Origin of the sequence: Posidoniimonas polymericola (assembly GCF_007859935.1) — a bacterium.
In the GTDB taxonomy this organism is placed as follows: domain Bacteria; phylum Planctomycetota; class Planctomycetia; order Pirellulales; family Lacipirellulaceae; genus Posidoniimonas; species Posidoniimonas polymericola.
The window spans coordinates 26090-42777 of record NZ_SJPO01000013.1; the positions used below are offsets into that span (position 1 = coordinate 26090).

Here is a 16688-nt window from a genome sequence, read left to right on the forward strand (position 1 = left end):
GAGCAAACGCCTACGCCACCGGCCGGAAGCATTGGCACAACCTTTGCCTTAAGCACTGCGATCTCACACAAACGGATTCCAAGACCCGCATGAAACCCACCACACCCCACTACGCAGCCCGAGAGGCACGCACCTGCAACGGAGTGCTCGAGGCCATCGGCGGAACGCCCGTTGTACAGTTGCGCCGCTTTCTTGACGACGAAACGATCGACCTCCGTGTCAAACTTGAGTCGTTCAACCCAGGCGGGAGCGCCAAAGATCGCCCCGCCCGCCGCATGATTGAGGACGCCCTGGCGGCCGGCGAGATCCACCCAGGCTCCACCGTCATCGAGTCGTCGTCTGGCAATATGGGCATCGGCCTGGCCCAGGCGTGCCGGTACTACGGCCTGAAGTTCATCTGCGTTGTCGATCCGAGGGCTCAGCCGCAAAACATCGCAATCATGCGGGCGCTGGGCGCCCAGATCGAGCAGGTCACCAAGCCGATCGACGGCGACTTCTTAGCCGCCCGATTGGCTCGCGTCTGCTGGCTGCTCGAGCACACCCGTGACTCCTACTGGTCTAACCAGTACGCCAACGACAGCAACCCCACCGCCCACGCCGAGGAGACCGCGCGGGAGCTCGACGACGCCTTCGGAGGCGACCTCGACTGGCTGTTTGTCGCGATCAGCAGCACCGGCACCATGCTCGGCTGCCAGCGGTACTTCCAGGACCATCGGCGCCCTCCACAAATCGTGGCAGTCGACGCCCACGGCAGCGTGCTTTTTGGCGGCGAGGCGGGCAAGCGTTTGATGCCCGGCCTTGGCGCCGGGCGTGTGCCGCCGCTCTCTCGCAACGCACGGCCGGCGCAGGTCGTCCGCGTGAGCGACGCCGACTGTGTCGTTGGCTGCCGACGCCTGGCCGCCACCGAAGCGATTCTGGCAGGCGGGTCCGGCGGCGGTGTGCTGCAAGCCGTTCGCACAATGCGGGACCAGCTTACCGGCGCCCGCTGCGCGGCGATTCTGCACGACTCGGGTGTGCGGTACCTCGACACCGTGTACAACGACCAGTGGGTTCAGCAGCACCTCCACATCGCTCCCACGGCACTCTCCGAACTTGCGGGCTTGTCGGAGAGCGCAGGAGCAACAGCGTGACAACCCTCGTTCCTAGCGGCGCCGATCGGTTCCACAGCGACCGGCGGGAGTCGAGTGCTGACCCCTACCGCCTGGCCATCATCGGGGCTGGCCCCCGCGGGCTGCAGTGCGGTGAGGCGATCGCGAGCCAATTGGCGAACGCGGGGCCTCGTCCCCGCACCGAGATCACCTACTTCGAACCGGCCAGATGTCCGGGCGCGGGCGCCGTCTACTCTCCAGATCAGCCCAACTTTCTACTGATGAATTTCCCGGCGGCCGCGATCGACCGCTCGTTCCCTTCGTCGGACTCGGGTCAGACTCCGGGGTTCATCGAGTGGTTGGCACGAGAGGATAGGGAGGCGATCTCGCCGGGCGCTTTTTTGCCCCGAGCGACAGTCGGCAGGTACCTGAGCTATCGGTTCCAGCGCCTGCGTCACCGACTCGCTGCCGCGGGGATCTGCTGCCGTGTGATCCCGCACGCCGTCATGAACGTTTCCCCGGCAGAAAATCAATGGCGGTGTCAAACCGCCGCCGGCGTTGAAGCGTTTGACCAAATAGTCTTCACGATTGGCCACGGACTCCGTTGGCGACGCCGCACCGAAGCGGCAACCGGCGACACATTGCTGCCGGCGTACCCGACTGCAACCAACCTAGGCCCTGCCAACATCGCCCCCGGCGCGAGCGTCGCTGTTCGTGGCTTTGCCCTCACCTGCATCGATGTCTGCCTAGCCCTGACTCAGGGCCGCGGAGGATGCTTTTTCAGCAACGGTCAGTATCGTTGGAGCTATCTCCCCTCAGGCAAAGAGCCGGGCTCGATCCTACCGTTCTCCGGCACCGGCCGTCCGATGCAGCCGAAACCGGACTACCGGCAGTGGAGAGTCGCCGGCGCCTCGACCTCTATCTGGCCCCGCTTTCAGTCGCAACTCACTGGTTTAGAAGGCCCAAGCGGTGAAGAAGTTGCCGGCGTCGTCTTCGACGCAGCCGACGCGGCCCTCGCCGACTACGCCCAGAACTTCGGACTCGAGCGTCCCGCGTCGGGCGTGGCGCGTCGGTGGTTCGACCGTTTCTGCCAACCGAAGACTCCGGAGGAAATAGTGCGGTGGATGCGTCGCTCGATCCGTATCGCCGCGGGCAAACGCCCGGCGGACGCCGGTTGGGCCCTCGGCGAGGCGTGGCGCCAACTTTACCCGACCCTCGTCGCTCAGTTCAGCTTCGGGCGCCACGGCGAGGCGGCCTGGCAGAGCATCGCCAAGTTCTCTCGCGAGATGGAGCGACTAGCATTCGGTCCGCCTATCGAGAACGCAGCAAAGCTAGTCGCCCTCGTCGACCACGGTGTGCTGGACCTACGCCATTGCGGCGATCATAGTCGGCTGCTGTCGGAGCACGGCCATCGCATCGTCACCGCAGCGGTTGAGACCAAAGTGGATCGCGTTGTGGACGCGGTGCTGCCATCAGGTGCTGAAACCTGCAACAATGAAGTCGCCGGCGGCCTATTGCCAGAGTCGATCGCTTTAAAGACGACCCCAGGCGGCGCGATGCAAACATCGCGCGGCGGCGAGCCGCTGAAGTCCGACGGCACGCGGATCGAATCCGTGCGTTGCTTCGGGCGGGTGGCCGAGGGGTGGGTCATCGGGCACGACACCCTCAACCGCTCACTCCACAACCAAATCGACACATGGGCGACAGGCCTAGCCATGCAACTCACCCGCTCTAACTCATGACGCTGCTCGATACGCCCCGCGCTAATCCGACCGATCTCGAGGACCTCCGCCGCGGCTGCGCGGGCGATCCCCCGCTCCACGGTAGGTTGTCGCCCTGGATGGTCAGGGCGCTTCGCTCGCCAGACCTCGTGGCGTGGGTCGAGGAGCACGGTTCGCCGCTCAATCTCAACTGCACCGCGCCGTTCGCCGAGTCCGTCAAACGACTCCGCTCGGTCGGAAACGACCACGGGGTTCGGCTGGCGCCGTTCTTCGCCCGGAAGGCCAACAAGTGCCTGGCGTACGTCGACGCCTGCCGCGAGCTTGGCTGCGGCGTCGACACGGCCAGCGAGGCCGAAATCCGGCAAACCCTCGCCCGCGGCGTCCCCGCCGAGCAGATTGTCTGCACAGCCGCCGTCAAGGACGCTTCACTGCTGGAGCACTGCATCCGCTCCGGCATCACGATCGTCCTCGACAACCCAGACGAAACCCGCTTGATCAGGCGGCTCGCACAGGCAATTGGCGAACGCCCCGCGGTCTCGATCCGGGTGAGTGGCTTCGCCCACCAGGGCAGACGCCTCGATTCGCGTTTTGGCTTTGCTATCGAAACGCTCGAAGAGGAACTGTCCAGCGTCTGCCTCTCCGCCACCGACGCGTTTGCCATCAACGGCATCCACTTCCATCTCGATGGATACGACGCGGATCAACGGGTCGCTGCCGTGCGGCAATGCCTGCCGATCATCGACCATCTTCGCTCAACTGGAAGTCGTGTCGTCCACCTCGACATCGGCGGCGGCATGCCGGTCTGCTACCTCGAATCGTCCGATGCGTGGACACTCTTTTGGTCCGCCCATAAGGAATGCCTGCTGTCGAGAGCGCGTCCCCTCACCTACCGCGGGCACGGGCTAGGCCTTACGGCTCACGACGGGCAGCTGTTTGGCAAGCCAGCAACCTACCCCTTCTTCCAGCAGCCGGAACGCAACGAGTGGCTCGCCCAAGTGCTTTCGGAAATCGGCCCCGAAGTCCGCCGACGCGACTTAGAGCTGCGTTGCGAACCAGGCCGCGCCCTGCTCGACGGCTGCGGGGTGACCCTCGCCCGGGTGGTCCACCGCCGCCGCCAGTCCAACGGCGACTGGCACATCGGGCTGGCGATGAACCACACCCAATGCCGCACCGGCAGCGTCGACATGCTGGTCGACCCGCTGCACATCGCCGCCGGCCCCGACCGACAGGACGCCGAGCAGGTCGATCAGGGCTTTCTGACCGGCGCGTACTGCACTGAGTCCGAAGCAATTCTGCTCCGCCGCCTCCGCTTCCCCCGCGGAGTGGCGGTAGGCGACCTCTTCGCGCTGCCGAACACCGCCGGCTACTTCATGCACTTCCGCGAGAGCCGCTCGCACCAATTCCCTTTGGCCAAGAATCTGATCGTCGGCCCCGTCGGCGATCGCCCCGCCGTCGACGCAATCGACGCCCCGTAGACCGACGGCGTGCTGACGCCGATCATTCTCCAGCGGCGGAAGCCTATCTCCCCCCACGATTCAAGGTAGACTGAAGGCTGCCGATCTAGGCGGACAGCCCCCCGCCCCGTAAACTGCGGCATCCTGTACGTCTGCGCCCATAGCTCAGTTGGATAGAGCAACGGACTTCTAATCCGTAGGTCGCTGGTTCGAATCCAGCTGGGCGTGCTGGAAAAACCCCTACAAATGATAGGGTTTTTCGACTTTCTCGCCATTCTGGCGGCGTCGCCGACGCCAACGCGTACACCCGGTAGTACACCTGTTTGGGCCGTGGGGCCCTCCCGGACGTGTTGGACGCACCTCCTGCGCAAGGCGACGACCATGGCCACCGCTACTGCCACCCCCAAACAACGCACCAAGCCCACGAAGCCGTACGCGGACTTCCCGCTGTTCCCGCATGCGCGCGGCTACTGGGCGAAGAAGATCAAGGGCAAGGTCTACTACTTCGACCGCTGGGAGAACCCCGATAGCGCTCTGCAGCAATACCTTGATCAACGCGACGACCTGTACGCCGGACGGAAGCCGCGGGAGAGGAACCCAGACGGCGTCACGCTGCGAGAACTTTGCAACGCCCTGCTGACAGCCAAAGAGCAGCTTGTCGAGTCTGGTGAGCTGACGAGGCGTCATTTCCAGGACCTGCACAAGACCTGCGAACGTTTGATCAACCATTTCGGCAAGAACCGGCTAGTCGAAGACCTGAGGGTCGACGAGCTGGCCGAGTACCGCACCAAACTGTCCTCCGGCTGGGCGCCGACCACCCTCGGGCCCGAGCTGAACCGCGTGCGGTCGGTGTTCAACTTTGGCTACAAGTCTGGCATCCTCGATAAGGAAGTCCGCGCCGCATCGGCTCTGGCCTCGCCGTCCAAGAAGATCCTCCGTGCTCACCGGCAGAGCCAGCCGAAGAAGCTGTTCTCAGCCGAGCAGGTGCAGAAGCTGCTAAACTCGGCCGGAGACCACCAGTTTAAGGCCATGCTTCACCTAGCGATCAACGCAGGTTTCGGTAATCGGGATTGCGCCACGATCACGCCGGAGGCGTTCGACCTCGAGAGCGGTTGGGTCCAGTTCCCCCGCACCAAGACCGCTATTGACCGCCGGTGCCCACTCTGGCCGGAGACGGTCGAGGCGATGCGCCAGGCGTTCGAGGCCCGAGCCGCCGGCCCGAAGCCGGCCAGCGGCTGTGAAGACCGAGCATTCCTTACTTCTGTGGGCAATGCCTGGGGCGGCGACATGGCATGCAGCGCGGTTTCGCAGAAGTTCCGCAGGGTCGCCAAGGCGGCTGGCTGCTACACCAAGGGCGTGTCGTTCTACTCCCTGAGGCACACTTTCGCGACCATCGGCGGTGACACGGGCGACCAGGTCGCGGTCCGTTACCTGATGGGCCACGTCGACCCATCGATTGACGCTGTCTACCGCGAGGCCGTGATGGATGAGCGGCTTGAACGGGTCACATCGCATGTGAGGCAGTGGCTCTTCGGGTCCTGAGCGAAAAACTCTCTCGATCGCTGGAGCATTTGGCCCTCATCGGCCGATATTAGGTTGTACGGGCAGCTAAGTGCTCCCAAGACCTCGCCCCCCGAAACTGGCGACTACAACTTATAGTTCCCCCATGCGAGCGGTAGTCGGGACCGTTCACTGCTTCGGCACTTCTGCCGCAAGTGAGATACTGGAGAGTGGCTGACGCCGCTGGCTCCAGACGCATTCAATCGTAGAGCTTCCGCCGGGAAGGACTGCTATGAGTGCGTATCTCACCCCCTCCGACATTGCCATCCAGCTCGGCGTTTCGCGCGCCCATGTCTCGCGACTAATTCAGTCGGGATCTCTCCGCGCAACGAATGTCGCTAGGCCGACGGCCAAGCGTCCCACGTACCGCATCGACGCCGACGCCTTGGCGGCGTTCATGGCTGCTGGCTCGTCGAATCGCCAACGCGCCGGCCCGTCTGAATCCTCGCGGAAACGCCGCTCGCCTTCTCAGGCGAAACGCTTCTTCTAGATATCTCCCGAATTGCGTGATGGGTCGCTCTGCGCTCGCGGTACGTCCGTAGAGTGCCAGATGCTGCCCATTGCGTTTGCACAAACCTGATCCCCCCATGGAACAACAAATGACTAGCAAGTCCAACATTTCCAATTCGAAATCCCCCCACAAGGCGAAGGCGACCCCCGCGCACAAGCAGCTGACGCTTGGTCGCTCGCTTTGGATCACCGGCGACAAGGCCGCGCTGAAGACGGCGATTGCTCTCGATCTCGCCTTTTCCGCCAACACGTCGACGAAGTTCCTGAACTACTTCGAGCTTCCCTACAAGGACCCCGAGCCAGTCTTCTACTTTGAAGGCCACGACAAAGAGATCGACATGCAGATCGTGCGCGATCGGATCGCGGTCCTTGAGCGGTCTCGCAAAGGTGTCCGCTACGAAACTATCTTCCGGAAGTACCCCAACTCCGTAGCCCTGCAGTCGCCAAACGGACCCGAGTCGCTGCAGGCGAACGTCGAACGCGAGGAAGCCAAGCTTTGCCTGCTTGACCACCCACGGCCCGCGTTCCCCCGGTCTCTCTCGGCCTATCGCTTCGATCGCGTCTTCTTCCGCGAAACGCTGGACCGCTATGCCAAGTGCGGTGAGGCCTCGAAGTGCACGATGGCGCTCGTGACCCTCACGGGCGCCTGGGGCCATGAAGCCGACGAGGAGTTTGGCGAATGGGCCGAGACCGTCATCCACCTCGACTCCTGTGAGAGGACGCATCGTGGCATTTTCGCGCTGAACCTATGCATCAAAGAGCAGTCGAGCGAGCGATCTTTCGGTCTAACCATTGATCAGGGCTGGCAAGATCAGCGGCTCGGTGGCAATTGGGACGTCACCGTTCGGGCGAAGAAGACCAAGAAGTAATTAAGAACTTGAACTCGCATCCACGCAGCTTCAAGCTTTCACCCTACACGAAGAAAGAAGAAAATGATCACTTCCAACAAGGCCAAGGCCAATCTGGCCGCAGCACAGTCCGCCAATGCGCCGGTAAGCGAAGAGCACATCCCTGATCACCTCAAGTCGCTGAAGCAGTGGCTCGTGTGGCGCTACGCTCACCGCAATGGCACGGCCGCCAAGCTGCCGTCTCGCGTCGACGGCTCGTCTCAGGGGTGGAACACCCAGGCCCATTGGAGCTCGTTCGACGAGGCCATAGAACTCCAGCACGCCGAAGTCGAACTGTACCGTGGTCTCGCTTTGGTGCTCTCGGAAGACGACGAAGTCGTCTGTCTCGACTTCGATGATTGCGTGCGCCACGACCAGGTGCTTCCTGTGGCCGATGAGATCATCGGCCGGTTTCCTGGCGCCTATGTTGAGTGGTCTCCTTCCAAGACTGGCTTCAAGCTGTTCATCAAGGCCAAGCTCCCCGGAGGGGCGAGTCGCGCCGAAATTGAAGTCGGCGAAGGGGACGATTCGTTCACTATCGAGTTGTTCAGCCACAACAAGTGGTTGGCGATTACGGGAGAGCCCTACGGCAGCGGCAGTGAGGTTGTCGAAGGCCAGGACGCCCTCGACAAGTTGCTGGCCGAGTACAAGCCAAAGGTAACGCAATCGTCGTCGTCCCAGCTGGTGGCCCCCGACGACGTCGAGTCGTGGATCGACTCGGGCAAGGCCTCGCTTCGGGCGGTCGAAGCCTTCCAGTGGCTGCGGGATGAGGCCGAGGAGTCCGCCAACGGCGCCGGGGGCAACGCCGCCATGTACCGGGTCGTCTCCGAGCTGTGGAGCCGTGGACTCGCCGGTCGTGAGCTGTGGCAACTGCTTAGCTGGTTCAACCACAATCGCACGGGCTCGGTGAACGGCGGTCCGGCGGAATGGACCAATGATGAGTTGGTGAAGATGCTGCTGAGCGTCATGAACCGCTTGGGGCAAGATGGATTCGGCTGCCGTTTGCCCGCCGAGGAGGAATTCGACGTCTACGACGCGTCGGATTTCCAGCCCGAGGGGCCCACCAGCGGGCTCAAGTCGCGGTCAGCTGCTGATGTGCGATCGGAGAAGGTCGGCTGGCTCTGGGACGGCTACCTGCCGCTTGGCATGATCACGCTGATCGACGGCGAGCCGGGGAGCGGGAAGAGCTCTCTCGTGATGGACCTCGTCGCCCGGTTTTCGCGCGGGGACCGCATGCCGTGCTCCGACCCGCTCTCACCGAAGCGGGCCCCGATCAACTGCGCAATTCTGAACTACGAAGACCCTCAGTCTTGCGTCATGGTCCCGAGGCTGAAGGCGGCCAGGGCGATCACTAGTCGCGTCGAGTTGATTGATGGAGATCAGAAGGACGGTAGCCCGGTTCAGCTGCCCAATTGCATTGGACTGCTGGAAAAACTGGTTGTCGAGAAGCAGGTCAAGCTCATCGTAATCGATCCGTTTGACTCGATGTTCCCCTCTGGCTTAAACAGCAACAGCGGGCCTGATGTTCGCAAAGTGCTGCAGCCGTTGAAGGAGATGTGCGAACGGCTCCACATCTCTGCCATTGTCATTCGCCACATGAACAAGAAGTCGGGTGAGTCGGCCATTAACCGTGGGTCGGGGTCGATTGGCATCGTCGGCATCGCTCGGGCCGCCTACAACGTCGGCCTCGATCCTCGGAATGAAGAGGGCGAGTTTGTCCGCGTGCTCTCACCTCAGAAGTTCAACGTGGCGCCGATGCCGCCGAGCCTTGAGTTTACGACGGAGTCTCAACGGGTTCAGCTTGACGACGGGTCGGTCCAGTACCTCGGGGCCGTTGAATGGCACGGCCGCTGTGATTTGACCGCTAACCAGCTGACTGGCGCGACGAAGTCGGTGAAGGGCGATGGCTCGAAGCTCCAGCACGCGAAGAGCATCATCAATCGTGCTCTGATGAGCGGCCCCCAGCCTGAGACGGAGGTGCGTCAGCTTGTGACGGATGCTGGGATCGGCGAATCGACCTACAAGACCGCTCGGAAACAGTTGGGAATCGAATCGAAGGTAAGCGGCTTCCAGAAGCCTCACATTCTCAGGATGCCGGATAGGCATGTTGAGCCAGGGGTGGCAGTGACCCTCGACGGCGTGGTTCCGGTCGACGACGGTGTCGGAGCTCCGCTCTTCTGATCAGCGCGAGAGAGCGTTTCTGACCACCTCCTCTGACACTAGAGGGGGTGGTCGGGACGCACCGGCCGAAGGCCGCAAACGGAGAGTACTAGAGAGAGTATTTATTAACTTCTCTGGGAATTTCCCGAGGAAAGCGGAAGTGGCGCCAACTCCTCTGTGGTCAGAGGCGCCAGAGGGGTTGGTCTTTCTCCCCCCCTAGCAATTGCACCTGTCGGCGCGATTGTCACCCCAGAAGATCGGAGCCCATCCCAATGTAGATAAACCGGCGAGAAACCATTGCGTTGATTCAACTTTCACATTCCAAAGGACAACAAAGTTATGAAGCTCGATTTCATTGGCCCCGTATTCCGGAATCGCGATACCCTGGTTTCCGAGATGGACCTCATGCACCTCATGCTCACCAAGGAAGCTGCGGATCTCACTGAATCCTATGATCCCGAGAAGCCGGTAGAGGATAAGACTCTGGAGCAGGCATGCCTCATCCAGTTGGCCTTGACTGCGTACTGGGCCCAGAACGCTTTGAGTACCCTGTGGGAGACGATTGACGAGCGCATCGAAGTGGAATCTTAGCGCAGGGGGACGCCTCGTCAGCGAATTTGTACCAGCTACGAGACCCGGTGCGTGCGCTCGGGAGAGGCCCTCGGCGAATGGCGGGGGCCTCTCCTCTTTGATCGGGGGGCTACGAACTAGCACCCCGGCAAAAAAATCAGGGATCGGCTCAACGCGTGCGCACGGAGACGCGATCTCTCAACCGTTTGAATTCCTCATTAGCGGCTGGCGTGGCGGTCCTGGGCCCTCTGGCTAGACCATCCTGGGTAATCACCGGCGTTTGTGTGCAATTGCGACGCGACGCCCAATCCCCAGGCGCTCGCGCCCAAGAACTCAGCGCCCGAACCACTCCGGCGGGCCATTCTCCGCGCTCGTTTCCGGCGAACGATGCCAGCGAGCCCAGGCGCCCTGCCTGGCGATTCGCCACCCGCTGGAGTTTCTTGCTATGTGTTCCGCGATCGAGTTGATACGCGAGCTGTCGGGGCTCGCGCTGGTGCTGAGCATCCCCGCAGCGGGCGCTGTGGCGCTCGCCCTGGCCCTGCTTGCCGAAAGGGGGGACCGATGAACCTGCTGCGTACCAACGCCAAGCTGGCCAAAGCCGGCCCGGACAACTACCTAGTGGCTGGGCTGGCGCTCGCCCCGCACGGCCTGTCCGGTCACCAAGTCTGCCCCGCCTCGACGGTAGGCTGCCGGGCGGCCTGCAATCTGTGGTTTTCGGGGCAACGGGTCGTGCCCGCGGCCCGCCAGCGCGCCATCAGGGACACCCAGTGGCTCGCGGAGGACCGGCGCGGCTTTCTGGCTCAGTTGCACCACGACATTGCCCAGCACGCCAGGCGCGCCGACAGGGCGCTCCTGCGGCCTATGGTGCGGCTCAATGTCGGGTCGGACCTCGACTGGCGAGAGGTCATCGAGCGCTGGCCGGAGGTGCAGTTCTACGATTACACGAAGGTCCTGAGCCGCTTCCGCGCGTACCTCGATGGCAAGCTGCCGCCGAACTACGCGCTGACGTTCTCGGCCTCGGAGCGGTCGCACCCGGCGACCCTGGCGAGCTTCCTGCGCCGCGGGGGCAACGTGGCGGCCGTGTTTGCGGTAGACTACTACCCGGCTTGCGGCCGGATTGGCCCGCTGCCCCGGTCGGTTCGCTACTGGGGCGCGGAGTGGCCCGTCATCGACGCCGACAAGCACGATATCCGCCTACCCAGCGTCGACGGGCGGGGCGTGGTCTGTGGGCTTCGGCTGAAGGGGACCAACGCCGCCAAGGCCCGAGGACGCGCAACCGGCTTTGCCGCGCCATGCTAGACCTGCTGCAACGCACCACCGCCCTGCTGCTAGCGATTACTGACCGCGCGGACGAGCTGCCGCCCGAGATCGTCGAGGCGGCCCGCGATCTCGAGCCAGATGTCGCCGAGGCGATCGATCGGCTCAGGCGCGAGTCGGCCGACTAGCCGCGCCCCGATCGGCTCACAATCTGAATGCCCCTCAACGCCCGCTAGGCATCTAGCGGGCGTTTTTCGTTGGGTTTCATTCGACGGGCGTCGACAGCTACGAGGCTCCCGAAGCCACAGGGCGCGCTGAGGGGCCCTGAGAGGCCGTCTCGCGCGCCTCCAGCGCTCGCGCGGCTCCTCTATCGAGCTGGCGCTCCGGCGCGTTAGACGGGCGTTCAGCGCGCCTAGACGGACATTCCCGAAAGCCAGCTGTCCAGCTACGCCTCTGGCAGGGCTGCCTACGGATTCTCATTGCCGGAAATGCCTAGAAATGTAGCAGTCCGCGTCCGCTCTTGCGGGATGAGGGCTACGGAACGCCTGTGCACTTGCCGGAAACGCGGCTAGCCGCTTTCGCGATCGAAGTTTTCCCGGGTCCTTCCTGGCGATTTCGGGCTCAAACCCCCGCCGGAAGACCCCACTAAGGGAGAACGCCTGTCGGTCGGCATGCGAAACGTCACGAGGCGGGCTAATCGGACTGATTTCGGCGCTCTCTTTGGGTGCGAACGGCTGCGTTCGTTTCGATTTTCTGCCGCACCCGGACATAGTCGATTACAAGTTTGTACTCGCCATCGGCCTTGTCGGCTTCCTTGGGCAGCAGGGCGAGGTCGACGAGAATGAACATCGGCCGCAGCATATCAGGAGTAGTGGGCGCCCTCATCAATTCTTTGCCGTCGAACGAGAAGATGATGTGCTTCGGCGTGATGAGGGCGCCGTAGGTGTGGTACTCATTGTCGAACAGGTCTACCGGAGCGTCCGGCCAGTTCTTGTGGAGGCCCGTGTAGTTGCCTACGTGAAACGTCTTGTTGGGACGGTCTCCGTACTGACGAGCGGCCTTCCAGCTGTGATAGGCCTGGTGGTGGCCCTTCGGGTCGGAGTTGTATCCCTCGTAGATGTCGATCTCTGTCCTTGGCACTGTCTGCGTGAAGTACTCGTCGACTGCCTTTATCCAAAATGCCGGCCACGACGCGAAGTCGTTGCCGGGCGAGCACTTCATCCTTGCCTCAAAGTAGGTGGGGTGCTCGGCTGGATTCCAAGTCTGGCCGCGGCCATCGACGTTGACCGACGTGAACGACCCTGAGAACCAGGTCTTTCCGACCCGCTGCATGGTGATCGTTAGCTCAGAGCCGGCCTGTGAGTAGACGTTCGGTTCACGGCCCGGCTTGACGCTCCGCGCCCGGCCCGTGGCCGCGGGGTGTCCAGGCGAGTACCACGGTCCTTCGCCCGAGGACTCGTCTGTTATTGTCATGGAGTCGAATTGATCTTCGAACACCGTCGTGTAGCCCTCGAGGAGCGGAGCGATAGGTCTGCCGAAGGTTTGCTCCTTCGTCGCGTTTTTTTCACCCCACTGCTCTTTCACCTTGGCCCATGACGCTTCGGTGTGACCGACGAACCCCTCTTTGGGCGCCCCGGGTTCTGGACGCTCTTTTCGATAGGGGTGACTCGGTGGCAGACGCGATTGCGAGTCGGTTTTCCACATCGCCCAACCCGCGATTCGGTCGACGTCTACCGCCGACAGCTCCTCGTGCAGGAGCATAATACGGTTGACGATGAACTCGATCCCGTTTGGTCGCGTGTCGCCAATCAGCGTCTTTGCGCGGGACTCGTCGCGTGGGATTACCAGATCCTCGATCTCTGCCTGAACCTCCGGCTGTCCGTCAATCGATGCGTAGTGCCGACCATCCACCCTCCGCGTCACGATGACATGCCAAGACTCGTCTGCGCCAGCGGGCAGTCGAATCGCCGCGTCTGGTTGCCCCGTCCAGTGGACGGTGTACTCGTGATCACCTCGACGATACCCGATGCCGGGCAGTCGGTGGTTGTAGTTGCCCTGATGCCCATTGGCCGCGAAGAGCATCCCGGAGTCAGAAGGCGAGCTGCTAACCTTGGCAGCGAAAACCATCACCGCCGCCCGGTGCGCCCTCTCGGGGATTCGGAGCCAGGGGGCTTCCAGGCGACAGTCCGCGCCGGGGGGGAAGTGAACGCCACCCGGCTGCTTCTCTGGCTGGCGAGCCGGGTCGGCCTGGACGGCTGCGACTTGCGCTGAAGTGGAGTCTTTCCATTCTCGCACTTTTCCGACTGGCAACGTGTCGGCGTCCCAGTCGTACCAGATCTTCTCGTGGAGCGCCGTCCCGGGTTCCCAGATGTCCGCCGAGGCAAGCGACGCGCAAAGGGCGGCAGAAATCGCTAGTATCAAAGTGCCGGATCTTATCATCTTACCCTGAGTATTCTCGTGGTTTACAGCGTTATGGAGAGCGGTCGCAAACGTCTATCGCCCGTATTGCTATATCCGAAGCGACCCGAGTAGATGACAAACGCTGCTCGAGCGGAAAGACTGGATGAGCTGCTTCTTCGACCAAAAGGATCGCTTGCCTAGCGCGGCCAGGGAGCTTCCTTGATGTGTGCCCACTCTTCGTACCTCGAAGGTATGCCCGCGCTCTTAGCGTCATCGCTGTGAAGAACGAATCGATAGCGGAGTTCCAGAGATTCTCCTGCGTTGAGGCGGTAGTCTCCAGACCCAGATGGTTCGTTCAAGAAGTCGTGCAGGCCGAAAGGGTTGGCGGCAACCAATCCGTAGTCGCGTGCGTGCCACGTGGTGGGGTGCCTCAGATTCTGGGGGTGGTCAAAGATCGCCATCCCAACCCTCTCGCCGTCGACCTCGCCCCAGTAGTCGACCCACTTGGCGCGTTTGCCCCAGACTCCTTGGTCCTTGTCGCCCTCGCTGTTGACTGCGTGCCCGGTTGGCAGGGCGTTTGCGCCGCGGGAGCTCGCTGTGAGACGCAGTTCGGGACGCGTCCGCGTCGCCATGGTCCCCTCTTTCGTGTCGCCGAAGACGACAGTATCTGACCCGGCGGACAGGACGATCGTAAGGTCGATCGTTCGCAAGTTCTCGCTCGCGCGGAACTGCATCGAGCGACGCTCTCGACAAACCTCCTCTCCGTCGGGAGCCACCCAAGCCGACGTAGAGTCGATTACCCCAACAGGCCCAGAGGACACCTTTTCGATGCTCCCGTGCCGGATCTCGCCCGTGCCCTCGCCGATGGCCCAGAAGTCGATTCCATTCACACTGCCGTGTCCGAACCACAGCGACTGGTGGTGGGGGTGGTCTGTCGCCTCGCCGAGCGTGCCTTCTACCAGCGGGTAATCTCGCGTCATCCTCACTCCGCCGGGTCCCACTAGGGGAAACAACACCGGCTTCGGCGTCCCGCGGTAGACGTAGGACGTGAACGCGTTGCCGTCACATGTGACTTCGACGACGCCGCTGCCGGCGTCGACGACCTCAATCCGCTTATCAGCAGCGAGGCCAATTGCAGGGGATAGGGCAAGCACCACAGCAAAAGACAATTGTCTGGCCATGACTCCTCTTACGTTGGGTGGACTACGGGCAGGCGTTTCCGTCAGGTTTGACGTCGCGCCGGGGAAGGGATGACTCCTTGCCTGGCCCCGCTGAGCTTCTCGTGCCAGCGTCTTTGCGAGGCAGCACAGCTCGGGCGTTCGCTAGACGTCCAGCAGTTCCGGGACTCGGTAGCCTGGATCTTTGGGGTCCCGTAGGAGAGCGTTGGCCGCTTCAGACGAATCCCCCACGAACCGCCCGGACGCGGCATCGAACTCGAGCCATTCAGCGACGCCCTGGTCCTCACCCATCGCTTACAAACGTCGACCCACAGGGCGGTCAGTCCTCGGGCCTACAACCGCTGATTCATATCGAGTAGGCTCTAGCGATCGATGTCCAGATCGCCAAGCTCAGCCGGAAGCCGATTCTCGATCACGTGAATAGCAAGCATCGCGTAGGCCAAGGTGTCGGCGCGTGTGATATTCTCGTAGTGGGCCGCCTCTGGATCTGCCTTTGGAAGTGGGTTTCCCTCGGTCCAGAAAAAGTCAATTCCATGATCGGCAATGTCTTTGGCTCGCTCGAGGTACTTGGAATCGCCCGTTTCCCGGTAGGCGAGCAGTTCCAAGTTTGTGACGATGCCGAGTTCTAGGGGCCACGGGCGTTCCGAACGATCTGGCGCCTCGTTGAAGTACTTGTCGGCCGCGTGGATGGCCAACTCGCGGTAGGCCTTCCCCTCTCTGCTGTCGCCCAGCTGGGCTGCTCGACTAAAGCACAAAGTTCCTAGCATGCCGGTTGTCTTGCGACCGTACTTCATGCTCCACAGGTATGAGTACCCGCCGTTTTCTTTGTGGCTGTACAGCTCGCGGTTGCCGTCGGTTGTTACGTACATGACAAAACCCTTATCGCTGACGTCGTGCGGCAGACCCAAAAGTCCCTTGTCGAGTGCAGCCGCCAGACGCAAGAGCTTGTCTCGGTCGGGGCCTTCCGGAAGCAGATTGGCGGCGTGGGTCGCGTCGATTGCCAGCGAAAGACTGGCAGAGGTGTCGGCGTACTCACGCTGAGAGTCGAAGGCGACCAGCGAGTCGCCTGTCTTCCTGCTTTTCTCGAGGTAGCGGTCCGCCAGGATATTGATGTAATTGAGGAATCGCTCGTCTCGTGTGCGTTGGTGCGCGCGGGCCCAGTCGTGCAGAAAGTACCCCCCCTCTTTGGGGAAGTCAAAGTTGAGGCCCGGTTCGTGGTGATCGTAATAGGCGTGACGACTGAAGTTGCCGGTCGAGTGGTCGCCGATCTGGTGTTCCCAAAGGGCATGGGCGTATCCGACCATCGCCTTCTCATTGAATTCGTAGAACTTGTCACTCAGGACCGTCGGGCGCTTCGGCTCGTGGATGTAAATGATTTCGTGCCCTTTGCTCGGATCGCTACGACAGTTCGTTCCCGGAGAATCAGATTTCAGATCCCAGCAGAGGTGCTCACCCCACGCGAACAGACCAGTCGTGGGCGATGGGGTTACCTCCAGGAAAACCCGGAGGGCCTTGTCGGCGTTTTCTCGGTACCTCGGCTCTCCGGTCACCTCACTCAGGGCGTAAAGGAGGCGGTAGAGGTTGAAGTCGAGGTTGACGTTTGCGCCGTGCGGCGATACCCGGTCAGAGTTCCGAATGCCGTGCGGCTCTCGGGGCATGCTGCTGAAAGGCGCTAGCCTGCTGCGGTCTATCATCGAGAGCATCAGGCTCGACTGCTGATCGCCGTACGTGTCCTGCGCGTGCAGAAGCATCGCGTCGGCGTACCCCTTTGCGTGCTGATAGAACCGATCGTCGTCGTCCGCGCGTGATTGGTCTGCCAGACAGCCGGACACAGCGGCCGCGAGTATGCACGGCATGCAAAGTGAGTTAACGCTCCAATCGCCGCGACCTAAAATTGCCATGC

13 protein-coding genes, 1 tRNA gene and 1 pseudogene are annotated in these 16688 nt (G+C 62.4%); 12 read left to right on the top strand and 3 right to left on the bottom strand.

The window, feature by feature from the left end:
- Positions 1–89 precede the first annotated feature (89 nt).
- From sbnA to Pla123a_RS24825, 12 genes and pseudogenes are all read left to right on the top strand, one after another.
- Positions 90–1130 (top strand): 2,3-diaminopropionate biosynthesis protein SbnA, encoded by a 1041-nt coding sequence (sbnA, locus tag Pla123a_RS21455; RefSeq protein ID WP_146590842.1) that lies wholly within the window; start codon positions 90–92, stop codon positions 1128–1130.
- Positions 1127–1672, top strand: a pseudogene (locus Pla123a_RS25390) (FAD/NAD(P)-binding protein); the annotation flags it as partial. The gene sbnA and the pseudogene Pla123a_RS25390, both read left to right, overlap by 4 nt.
- A 282-nt stretch (positions 1673–1954) precedes the next feature.
- On the top strand, positions 1955–2830 hold the full coding sequence (locus Pla123a_RS25080; protein ID WP_231956587.1) for a hypothetical protein: 876 nt from the start codon (positions 1955–1957) through the stop codon (positions 2828–2830).
- Positions 2827–4284 carry a Y4yA family PLP-dependent enzyme gene (locus tag Pla123a_RS21465; RefSeq protein ID WP_231956588.1) on the top strand — a complete coding sequence of 486 codons (1458 nt, stop codon included), beginning with the start codon at positions 2827–2829 and terminating at the stop codon, positions 4282–4284. Before Pla123a_RS25080 ends, Pla123a_RS21465 begins: the two co-directional genes overlap by 4 nt.
- Positions 4285–4417: 133 nt before the next feature.
- Positions 4418–4491: transfer RNA gene (locus Pla123a_RS21470), tRNA-Arg, on the top strand.
- 153 nt (positions 4492–4644) lie between these two features.
- On the top strand, positions 4645–5805 hold the full coding sequence (locus tag Pla123a_RS21475) for a tyrosine-type recombinase/integrase (RefSeq protein WP_197528178.1): 1161 nt from the start codon (positions 4645–4647) through the stop codon (positions 5803–5805).
- A 250-nt stretch (positions 5806–6055) separates the two neighbouring features.
- On the top strand, positions 6056–6313 hold the full coding sequence (locus tag Pla123a_RS21480) for an excisionase family DNA-binding protein (protein ID WP_146590846.1): 258 nt from the start codon (positions 6056–6058) through the stop codon (positions 6311–6313).
- 109 nt (positions 6314–6422) lie between these two features.
- Complete coding sequence (locus Pla123a_RS21485; protein WP_146590848.1) at positions 6423–7202, top strand: hypothetical protein; 780 nt, start codon at positions 6423–6425, stop codon at positions 7200–7202.
- Positions 7203–7265: 63 nt separating this feature from the next.
- Positions 7266–9401 carry an AAA family ATPase gene (locus tag Pla123a_RS21490; RefSeq protein WP_146590850.1) on the top strand — a complete coding sequence of 712 codons (2136 nt, stop codon included), beginning with the start codon at positions 7266–7268 and terminating at the stop codon, positions 9399–9401.
- Between the two features lie 318 nt (positions 9402–9719).
- Complete coding sequence (locus Pla123a_RS21495) at positions 9720–9971, top strand: hypothetical protein (RefSeq protein ID WP_146590852.1); 252 nt, start codon at positions 9720–9722, stop codon at positions 9969–9971.
- 540 nt (positions 9972–10511) lie between these two features.
- The gene (locus Pla123a_RS21500) at positions 10512–11249 is read left to right on the top strand and encodes a GP88 family protein (protein WP_146590854.1); all 738 of its coding nucleotides are present in this window, start codon (positions 10512–10514) and stop codon (positions 11247–11249) included.
- Entirely contained in the window at positions 11243–11395 is a 153-nt protein-coding gene (locus Pla123a_RS24825) for a hypothetical protein (protein WP_197528179.1), read from the top strand. The genes Pla123a_RS21500 and Pla123a_RS24825 overlap by 7 nt, the downstream gene beginning before the upstream one ends.
- A gap of 505 nt (positions 11396–11900) precedes the next feature.
- Here Pla123a_RS24825 and Pla123a_RS21505 read toward each other — a convergent pair.
- The 3 genes from Pla123a_RS21505 to Pla123a_RS21515 all read right to left on the bottom strand — a co-directional run bounded on the left by Pla123a_RS21505 (position 11901) and on the right by Pla123a_RS21515 (position 16686).
- Positions 11901–13628 carry a glycoside hydrolase family 16 protein gene (locus Pla123a_RS21505; RefSeq protein ID WP_231956589.1) on the bottom strand — a complete coding sequence of 576 codons (1728 nt, stop codon included), beginning with the start codon at positions 13626–13628 and terminating at the stop codon, positions 11901–11903.
- A 176-nt stretch (positions 13629–13804) separates the two neighbouring features.
- Positions 13805–14788 (bottom strand): DUF6807 domain-containing protein, encoded by a 984-nt coding sequence (locus tag Pla123a_RS21510; protein WP_146590858.1) that lies wholly within the window; start codon positions 14786–14788, stop codon positions 13805–13807.
- 359 nt (positions 14789–15147) lie between these two features.
- Positions 15148–16686 carry a hypothetical protein gene (locus Pla123a_RS21515; RefSeq protein ID WP_146590860.1) on the bottom strand — a complete coding sequence of 513 codons (1539 nt, stop codon included), beginning with the start codon at positions 16684–16686 and terminating at the stop codon, positions 15148–15150.
- Positions 16687–16688: the final 2 nt, after the last annotated feature.